10 protein-coding genes are annotated in these 8,955 nt (G+C 42.9%); 6 read left to right on the top strand and 4 right to left on the bottom strand.

All coding sequences use genetic code 11. The features are described from left to right. Positions 1-89: 89 nt before the first annotated feature. The 4 genes from antC to B3R63_RS04935 form a co-directional block, all read right to left on the bottom strand. Positions 90-1,124 (bottom strand): anthranilate 1,2-dioxygenase electron transfer component AntC, encoded by a 1,035-nt coding sequence (antC, locus tag B3R63_RS04950; RefSeq protein ID WP_248134442.1) that lies wholly within the window; start codon positions 1,122-1,124, stop codon positions 90-92. A gap of 10 nt (positions 1,125-1,134) precedes the next feature. Further along, the gene (gene antB / locus B3R63_RS04945) at positions 1,135-1,626 is read right to left on the bottom strand and encodes an anthranilate 1,2-dioxygenase small subunit (RefSeq protein WP_265761168.1); all 492 of its coding nucleotides are present in this window, start codon (positions 1,624-1,626) and stop codon (positions 1,135-1,137) included. Positions 1,627-1,628: 2 nt separating this feature from the next. After that, the gene (antA, locus tag B3R63_RS04940) at positions 1,629-3,044 is read right to left on the bottom strand and encodes an anthranilate 1,2-dioxygenase large subunit (RefSeq protein ID WP_286728889.1); all 1,416 of its coding nucleotides are present in this window, start codon (positions 3,042-3,044) and stop codon (positions 1,629-1,631) included. A 165-nt stretch (positions 3,045-3,209) separates the two neighbouring features. Further along, on the bottom strand, positions 3,210-4,022 hold the full coding sequence (locus B3R63_RS04935) for an IclR family transcriptional regulator (protein WP_286728888.1): 813 nt from the start codon (positions 4,020-4,022) through the stop codon (positions 3,210-3,212). A gap of 253 nt (positions 4,023-4,275) precedes the next feature. On the opposite strand from B3R63_RS04935, the gene B3R63_RS04930 reads away from it, so the two are divergent. The 6 genes from B3R63_RS04930 to B3R63_RS04905 are packed head-to-tail and all read left to right on the top strand — an operon-like array spanning position 4,276 to position 8,931. Next, complete coding sequence (locus B3R63_RS04930; protein ID WP_286728886.1) at positions 4,276-4,581, top strand: non-heme iron oxygenase ferredoxin subunit; 306 nt, start codon at positions 4,276-4,278, stop codon at positions 4,579-4,581. A 27-nt stretch (positions 4,582-4,608) separates the two neighbouring features. Continuing rightward, positions 4,609-4,908, top strand: a complete 300-nt coding sequence (locus B3R63_RS04925; RefSeq protein ID WP_250705904.1) for a recombinase-like helix-turn-helix domain-containing protein — start codon at positions 4,609-4,611, stop codon at positions 4,906-4,908. 16 nt (positions 4,909-4,924) lie between these two features. Next, complete coding sequence (locus B3R63_RS04920) at positions 4,925-5,992, top strand: aromatic ring-hydroxylating oxygenase subunit alpha (RefSeq protein ID WP_286728883.1); 1,068 nt, start codon at positions 4,925-4,927, stop codon at positions 5,990-5,992. Continuing rightward, positions 5,985-6,749 (top strand): SDR family oxidoreductase, encoded by a 765-nt coding sequence (locus B3R63_RS04915; RefSeq protein ID WP_286728881.1) that lies wholly within the window; start codon positions 5,985-5,987, stop codon positions 6,747-6,749. Before B3R63_RS04920 ends, B3R63_RS04915 begins: the two co-directional genes overlap by 8 nt. Positions 6,750-6,760: 11 nt before the next feature. After that, entirely contained in the window at positions 6,761-7,690 is a 930-nt protein-coding gene (locus B3R63_RS04910; RefSeq protein WP_286728879.1) for a VOC family protein, read from the top strand. 29 nt (positions 7,691-7,719) lie between these two features. Next, on the top strand, positions 7,720-8,931 hold the full coding sequence (locus B3R63_RS04905) for an NAD(P)/FAD-dependent oxidoreductase (RefSeq protein ID WP_286728877.1): 1,212 nt from the start codon (positions 7,720-7,722) through the stop codon (positions 8,929-8,931). The last annotated feature ends 24 nt before the right edge of the window (positions 8,932-8,955 follow it).

Below are 8,955 nucleotides of genomic sequence, written 5' to 3'. Positions count from 1 at the left end.
TAAGTATGTATAAGACGCTAACAGGGGCTGACGAGAGATCAGCCTCTGAAAAAACGTCTTGTTGTTATCTTTCCTTGGTACAACTTGTTTTATGGGCTATGGCTGGTATTACTCTGTAAAAATTTTTCGCTATAAATCCGATAATCCTGCAACTCTTCAATATCCAGCCAGCTTTTAACTGCCTCAATCATGGGTGGAGGACCACACAAATACATATCAAATGCCTGCTCAGCGAGCTGGTCCTTATTTAAATGCTCCTGAATATAGCCAGTTTTTCCTGTCCATGTACTTGAAGCTTTAGTCACAATCGGCTGATAACTAAAGTTGGGAATACGTTCAGCATAACTCTGCAGCCGCTGCTGTTCACATAAATCAGCCTCACTATTTACACCATAAAATAGCTGAACGGCAGGTGTGTTAGGCTGTTCTGCGATATTGTCGAGCATACCCAAAAAGGCTGAAAGTCCGGTTCCACCAGCGATAAAAACCAGTGGACGTTCTACTTCGCGCAAATAAAAGCTGCCTAAAGGAGCTTCCATCATTAAGGTTTGACCAACCTCACAGCGGTCACGTAAGTAATTGCTCATTACTCCATCCGGCAACAACCGGATTAAAAACTGTAGCTGGTTAGAGTAATTTGGCCGGTTGGCAAAAGAATATGAGCGCCAGTCTGATGTGCCTGGAATCTGTAAGCGTGCATATTGTCCTGGCAAAAACTGTAACTGTTCCTTATGTGTGCTGGCATCAAGGTGTAAAATTGCAGTTGTTTCAGAAACCAGCTCAACAGCAGTGACCGTGGTGGCAAGCTTGAGCGTGTCACCTGCATTACAGATATTTGAGTTATGGTCAAAATAAAAAGCAGCATTTGACATGACCCGGGTCTGACAGGCCAGCATTTTACGCTCAGCAAGATCCCGCTCGCTTAACGCATCTTCATCAACATAATCCTGCTCGTAAATGCCAGTTTCACACTGTCCCTGACAGGTGCCACATACACCTTCACGGCAGTCTAAGGGGAGGTTGATTCCCTGACGAACAGCCGCATCCAGCAATAGCTCGTCATCATTTACCGAGATAAAAAAAGTTTTACCATCTGCAAAGTTGAGTGCAACAGAATGCCCCATGTGTCACTCCTTATACATGATAAAAGTCGAGTACGGAATCAATCTTGTCATTAAGCAAGATAGTGTGCTGACGACGGATCCGAAACGTTTCTTCAGTTTTGCGCAGAATATAAGTTGCATGTCCGTAGAAACAGCCTTCCAGACCTTGACGGTTGTAGAGGGTCTGCCAGACAACATTTGCCTGAATTAAACCATCCTCAAGCATCTTGACCCGTATATTGTTAATACTGTGCAAAGTACGTGGCAGAGGAGTTGCAGATGCTGCTTTACCTGTACGGATACGGAATACCCGGTCTTCTAGTCCTGAGCGGTCCGCATAATAAATATAAGACAAGCCCTGATTTGGATCCTGTACATAGGTATGGTCATCTATCCACTGTGGAATATGATATTCGCTGTCTTCATCATATAATTCGAGATAGGCATCCCATTCATAGGCATCACAAAGCTCTGCCTTACGGTAAAGAAATTGAGAAACGGCGAAATGGAGTTCTTGAGACATGATTACACCTCATCCGTTACAGTATGATTTTCATAAGTAATATCATGCAGCTTTAAAGCTTTCTTTTTCAGGCCGTCTAACATTAACTGTTGCCAGTGACCGTGCTGGTTCACATAAAGTCCTTCATGTGTGAATTCACGTCCGGTAATGACAGGCTCAATGCCCAAGTCCTGTGAATTCTGGGTAGGGCCATAACACCACGCATGGTGGCCACGTGAAATATCGCTCCAGCGTTCCAGACGTGCTTGGAAACCTTTCTGCTGTTCACGGAACTCGACCAGATCATCGGGAGTGCCTAGGCCGGATACATTAAAGAAATCTTCAAACTGACGAATGCGGTTACGGCGAGCTTCAGCTGACTCTCCTTTAACCCCAATGCACTGACTGATTACTTCTGTCTTGTTCCAGGCGACCGGGCGTACGATTCGTAACTGCGAGCTGATCTGGTCCATAAAAAACAGACTTGGATAGAGGTTTAAGTTTCTGAGACGGTGCATTGCCCACTCAGCACGCTTTGGACCATACTTCTCGACCAGATAGGGCATGACTGTTTCATATCCAGGGCGGACCGTCGGGTTCGGCATATCACTAAATAAAACGCTATGACCGTTTTTAAAGCTAAACCAGCCATCATCAGTTTCATTATCACCCGCACCCAGCTTGCTATAATCAAGAGTATCAAGGTCACTACCTTTGGCTGCATTGACCTGCTGGCGATGCTGTACAGTCGAAACATAATTGTAGTGAACAGTACTGACATGATAGCCATCTAGACCATTTTCATTTTGCAGTTTCCAGTTACCTGCAAAAGTATAAGCCGACTTACCCTGTAACACTTCCAGTTCACCGGTAGGTGACTGCTCGACCATCAGGTCGAGAAATACTTTGGCATCACCTAAAAAGTCTTCGAGGCTATCTGTAGCCTGCACATCGAGACTAACAAATACAAAACCACGATAGCTGGCAATCCGGCCCTGCTTTAGACCACGACTGGATTTGTCAAAATCTTCACAATATTCACTTGGTGCTTTAACCTTAACCAGACGACCATCGGACTTATAGCACCAGGCATGGAACGGGCAGGTGAAAGTAGACTGATTGCCTTTGGCAACCCTGGTCAAGGTTGCTCCACGATGTTCACAGGCGTTAACCATAGCATGCAGTTCACCCTTAGCATCACGGCTGATGATGATAGGCTGTCGGCCAATCTGGACAGTTAGAAAGTCATGGTTATTGGGAATTTCACTTTCATGACAGGCGTAAATCCATACTTTTTCAAAAATGAATTCCATTTCAAGATCAAACAATTCTGGCTGCGTGAACATATCACGCGCTATACGGAAAACCCCGTCATTTGGACGGAAATCAATGCATCCTGCAACGAAATCCTGCCATTCAGTTACGCTACGTGAGGCCATTTTGTAATACTCCATTCAATCAGCGCTTTTCTTGATTGAACCGCGATTACCATTTGGCCTCTATCCGATTTTTCCAGAACTTTATCCAGTTTTTGCAGAAACATCTTTAAAGCACTATATATGCAAATAAAAGAAGAATTCAGCGATGATATAACTTGCTTGAGATCAATAAATAAATTTTGAAATTTTATTGGCAGAGGCCGTAACCAGATTCGCAATTTCGTCTTTAAATATATTTTCATCATAAGTACTAAGAGGACAGCTCACTGATAAAACGGCAACCATTTCCTGTTTAGACTGTTTAAAGATAGGAGCAGCACAGGCAGCCATATCATGATTAAAATGACCCCAGCTCACCATAAATTTTTGTTCACGTACTAAATCAAGTCTAGCTAGTAACTCTTTTAAATTTTTGGGTGTGCGCTCGGAAAAGGACTTCCAGTCCTGAAATTTGCTATAACGCTGCCGTACCTCGTTCTCAGGCAAACTTGAAAGTAGATATTGTCCAATTACTGTAGCATGAGCTGGCCATCGGGTTCCCACCTGTAAAGTACTCGTAAATGCCCCGATAGCCTGAACATTATGAATAAAAATAATGTGTGTTCCTTCAAGAACAGACAGATGTGCAGCAACCTGAGTTTGGTCCCGCAGTTCTTTCATAATAGGTGTAGCAAGATCGGTCAGCGAAAGTTTGGACAAGCTATTAAATCCGAGCTCCATAACTTTTGAGTCTAGGGCATAGGTCTTGGCACTGGCTTTTCTAAGATAACCTGATGCCTCAAGCGTGTAGATCAGGCGAAAAGCGCTTGAACGGTTCACATTTAGAATCTCTGCAATTTCAGAGATGGTCATTTCACTTGCTTCCTGATTAAAAGCCTGCAAAACAGCCAGTCCTCGGACTAGGCCTGGTACCAGATATCGTTCCTCATTCTTATTGTTTGAAAGGTCTTCAGTTGTATCGTCTAGTGCAACAGTCATGATGAAATTACTCAAACCAGTAAATTTTAATATAGTTTCAGATTCATTGTAATGTTAAAGAATAATTAAAACAATTTTTACATATAAAACTTTTATTTCTATTTAAAACAAAATTATTTTAATAAAAATATTAAACATTTGATTATTAGTAAAATATAAAATTTGACATAAAAAATAATTTAAGGGTATTCTTTTATAAAGTTTCTTATATTAAATATTGTTTTATATACAAAACAAAATGAGGATGCAAGGTATGAGTTGGATCTCAGTTTGTCAGCAGGGTGACGTTAACCAAGATGAGCCGAAAGCCATCGAAATTGAAGGGAAAAAAATTGGTGTTTTTTTTGTCGATAAAAATTACTTTGCTATCGAAAATGTTTGCCCTCATGCGTATGCCTTATTAACCGAAGGATTTATCGAAGATCAGACTGTTGAATGTCCATTGCACGAAGCAATTTTTGACATTCAGACAGGTGAGTTAAAAAGTGGACCCGGGTGTAGAAACCTATGTACGTACCCGGTTCGTGTTGAAGGACAGGATATTCAAATTCAACTCTAGTCCTCACATGTACAAGGAAGCAGAACAATGAAGACATTTAATGAAAAGTTGGCAAGCTGGATTCATGCAACGCCAGCAACCGAAGCAGGTATCAACAATATTCAAGTTCCAGGTCAATCTGAGTTGTTGGTTTGGCAGACACGTTATAAAGAGCCAACTCTCTACGAACAAGATTTTGTAAAGAACTTGATACAGGCATTTTCTGCGGGCGCAACTGAGTTAGATGAGGTTGTTTCTGCCCTTAATCAGCAGGGTTTCCGCTGTGAATCTGGTAATGAATGGACTTCTGCAAGCTTTACAGAAGAAATGCAACGTTTAGGTTATTGATTCAGGGAAGAATAAAATGAACGCAATCGTATCAACTTCACAAAGCGCTGAAGAATATTTAGAACTTGGTTTACGTGATCAATGGCATCCGGTTTTAGCAAGTTGGGAAGTGGCTGCTAATCCAGTCGGAATTACCCGTTTAGGTGAAAACATTGTGGTTTGGCGTGATGCCGAAGGTCAGGTTCATGCACTTGAAGATCGCTGTCCACATCGCGGTGCTCGTCTTTCCCTTGGTTGGAACTTGGGTGACCGAGTTGCTTGCTGGTATCACGGCGTTGAAGTTCGTGCTGACGGTGTAGTTGCTAATGTACCAGCCGTTCATGAATGTCCAATGACTGGTACTAAATGTTTAAAGAATTATCCGGTCATTGAGCAACATGGTGCGATCTTTATCTGGTTTGGTATTGACGTAAATGAACAGCCAAAACCGCTTGAGTTTCCAGAGCAACTTGCAAGCGAAGAGTGGAGTTCATTCCTTTGCCAAGCAGATTGGAAAGTAAACCATCAATATGCGATTGATAACGTGATGGACCCAATGCACGGGACCTATTTGCACTGTACTTCACACTCTATGGCGGATGGCGAACGTACCGCAGAGATGAAGCATCGTACAACCGATAAGGGCTTTGTTTTCGAAAAAGAAGGCCAAACAGGTGTGAACTTCGACTGGGTTGAATATGGTTCAACTGGTGCAAGCTGGTTACGTCTTTCAATTCCTTACCGTAAACAATTTGGTCCGGGTGGCGAATTCTGGATTGTGGGTTATGCAACGCCGATTGATGCCAATAATACTCGTGTATTTTTCTGGCGCTGCCGTAAGGTAAGTGGTTGGCAACGTAATGTATGGCGCTTCTTATATCGCAATCATTTAGAACAGTTGCATTGGGATGTATTGGAACAAGACCGCATTATTTTAGAAAACCTTGCGCCAAATGCGCGTGCACGAGAATTCTTATATCAACACGATGTTGGTCTTGCACGTTTACGCCGTTTAATGAAGAAAGAAGCTGAAAAGCAATTAAAGAAAATTGCTGCGCTAAATGCATCAAACCGTATCGAGATGCAGGAAGAAGCTCATGGCTAATGTAGCGTTGTTGCAAGGCAAAAAAGTTTTAGTAACTGGTGCTGCACGTGGTTTAGGCCGAGATTTCGCTCAAGCCATTGCCGAGGCTGGTGCTGAAGTTGTGATGGCAGATATTTTGTCTGACTTAGTGCAACAAGAAGCGCAAGCGTTACAGCAACAAGGGCTAAACGTTCATGCAGTAACAGTTGACCTTGCCAATGCAGACTCTATTGAAAATGCGGTTGCCGAAAGCGTGGAAGTATTACAAGGACTAGACGGACTTGTGAACTGTGCGGCACTGGCAACCAATGTCGGTGGAAAAAATATGATTGATTACGACCCTGAACTTTGGGATCGGGTCATGAATATTAATGTGAAAGGCACATGGCTCATCAGTAAGGCATGTGTTCCCCATCTAAAGCAATCGGCTGCTGGCAAAATTATTAATGTTGCTTCCGATACAGCACTTTGGGGCGCACCGAACCTGATGGCTTATGTTGCAAGTAAAGGTGCAATTGTTGCCATGACACGTTCAATGGCAAGAGAGTTGGGACAGTTCAATATCTGTGTCAACACCTTGTCACCGGGCCTTACTCTGGTTGAAGCAACCGAGTATGTGCCACAGGAACGTCACGATTTATATGTCAACGGAAGAGCGATTCAACGTCAGCAACTTCCACAAGATTTAAATGGAACAGCATTGTATCTACTGTCGGATTTGTCCTCTTTTGTGACAGGTCAAAATATTCCGGTCAATGGCGGTTTTGTCTTTAACTAAGGAGTAGTCAAATGATTACAGGGATCGAGATTTTAAAGTTTGGAGTTGAAGATAGAGCCGCTTCAAACAAGTTTTTAGCAGATTTTGGTTTAAGCCAAAGTAGTTCGGATATTGAAGGTACTGATCTTTACCAAACCCAAAATGGTAGCAAAATTTATTTATTTAATTGCGATGATGACCGTTTGCCATCTGCTATTGAGCAAGGTTCAACTTTACGTGAAGTCACGTGGGGTGCTGATAGTCTTCAAGACCTTGAAGACTTGGCAGCTCGTTTGGCCGATGTAGACGGTTTTAAACGTACTGAAACGACAGTTCAGTGTCTTGACCCCAATGGTATGACCATTCGTTTTGAACAAAGTTTTGTAAAAGAAGTACCAGAACTTAAAACGGAAGGCATTAACCAGTACGGTAATATTCAACGTGTCAATGCAGCAAGCCCAGTTTATGAAAAAGGACAACCGGTAGCAATTGGACACGTTGTATTTTTTACGCCTGATCTGGCAACCACCGAGAAGTTTTACATTGAAAAATTAGGCTTTCATTTATCTGATGCCTACAAAAATCGCGGTGCATTCTTACGTTGTCGCGGTGAAGGTTATCACCATGATTTATTCCTGCTCAGTGTTCCAAATAAACCTGCTGGCCTGAACCACGTTGCGTTTGTTGTTCGTGATATTCATGAGGTAATTGGGGGCGGTTTACATATGAACCGTTCAGAGTGGTCAACTTTTATCGGGCCAGGACGTCATCCAATTTCTTCTGCTTATTTCTGGTACGTCAACTCACCATTGGGCGGTGCATTTGAGTATTACACCAATGATGACTATCTGACAGAAGAATGGCAACCACGTAAAGAAGAACACTGCCTTGAGCTTTTTACCGAATGGGCAATCGAAGGCGGTTTGGATAACACTACTCGCCGTCAGGTGAAGTCTTTGTAAAAAATGCCTGAGCCAAGGAGAGCAGAATCATGGAAAGAATTGTAATTGTTGGAGCCGGGCAGGCTTCTGGCTGGGCCGTAAGCACATTACGCCAAAATGGGTTTTCGGGTGAAATTCATGTGGTCTCTAATGAAGAACAGGTCTTCTATGAGCGGCCACCCCTGTCTAAGCAGGTCCTGTCTAGAGAGGCTGATTATGAAAGCCTAAGCTTATTTTCAGCCGATCAAATTGAGAGCTTTAATATTCAGTGGCACAAACCGGCTTTTGCTACGCAGCTAGACCGTCAGCACAAACAGGTCATACTGCAAGATGGTAAAACTCTACCTTATGACAAGTTACTGATTGCTACAGGCAGCCGAGCACGTATACCAGTAAAAACCTGGCAGTTTATTCCTAATGTACTGACTTTACGAAATGTACAGGACTGTGAATATTTGGCTGAACGTTTAGAAAAGGCAAATAAGGTAGCAGTGGTGGGTGGTGGGTGGATTGGTCTTGAAATCGCCGCTACTGCGCGAAAACAGGGCAAGCAAGTGCATGTTTTTGAATATGGAGACCGGTTGTGTGCACGTAGTGTCAGTCCAGAGCTTTCCAGTGTTTTAAAACAGATTCATGAACAGCAAGGTACGGTGATTCATTTAGAGAGTAAGCACGTGCATCTGGTTGAGGCGTATCAGCAAAAAGTAGAGGTTGTTAATTATCCTCAGGCGAGTGAACTCTTTGATTGTGTCGTTGTAGGAGCTGGTGCAGAAATTGCAAAAGAGCTGGGCAGCAACGCAGGTCTGGATGTGAAAGATGGGATTGTAGTGAACTGTTTTGGGCAAACCTCAGATCAGGACATTTATGCCGCAGGAGACGTCGCGATCCATCCGGGTTTGGGCTATTGCATTCAGTCTTGGGCGAATGCGCAGAATCAGGCGATTGCAGCCGCCAAGTCAATGCTCGGAATAGCAACTGAATATAACGATATTCCATGGCTCTGGTCGGATCAGTATCACTTTAATATCCAGATTTTAGGAAATTATCAACCTGAAAAAACTAAAGAAGTAATCATTCGTCAAGGTGGTGAAAACCAGGTGAGCTATTTATATCTGGACCATGAAAATCGTTTACTGAATATGGTTGCCATTAATGATTCCAAACTGGTCAAACTGGCAAAACGCTGGATTCAGTCTGAAACCCAGCTTAACCCTGAACAATTACAAGATCCTGAATTTAATGTCATGAAATTAAAACCTTAAACATTGAATCCGGCACTCATTACT

Source organism: Acinetobacter sp. UBA1297, from assembly GCF_002307755.1.
In the GTDB taxonomy this organism is placed as follows: Bacteria; Pseudomonadota; Gammaproteobacteria; order Pseudomonadales; family Moraxellaceae; genus Acinetobacter; species Acinetobacter radioresistens.
This window is presented reverse-complemented; position numbering and strand designations above follow the sequence as displayed.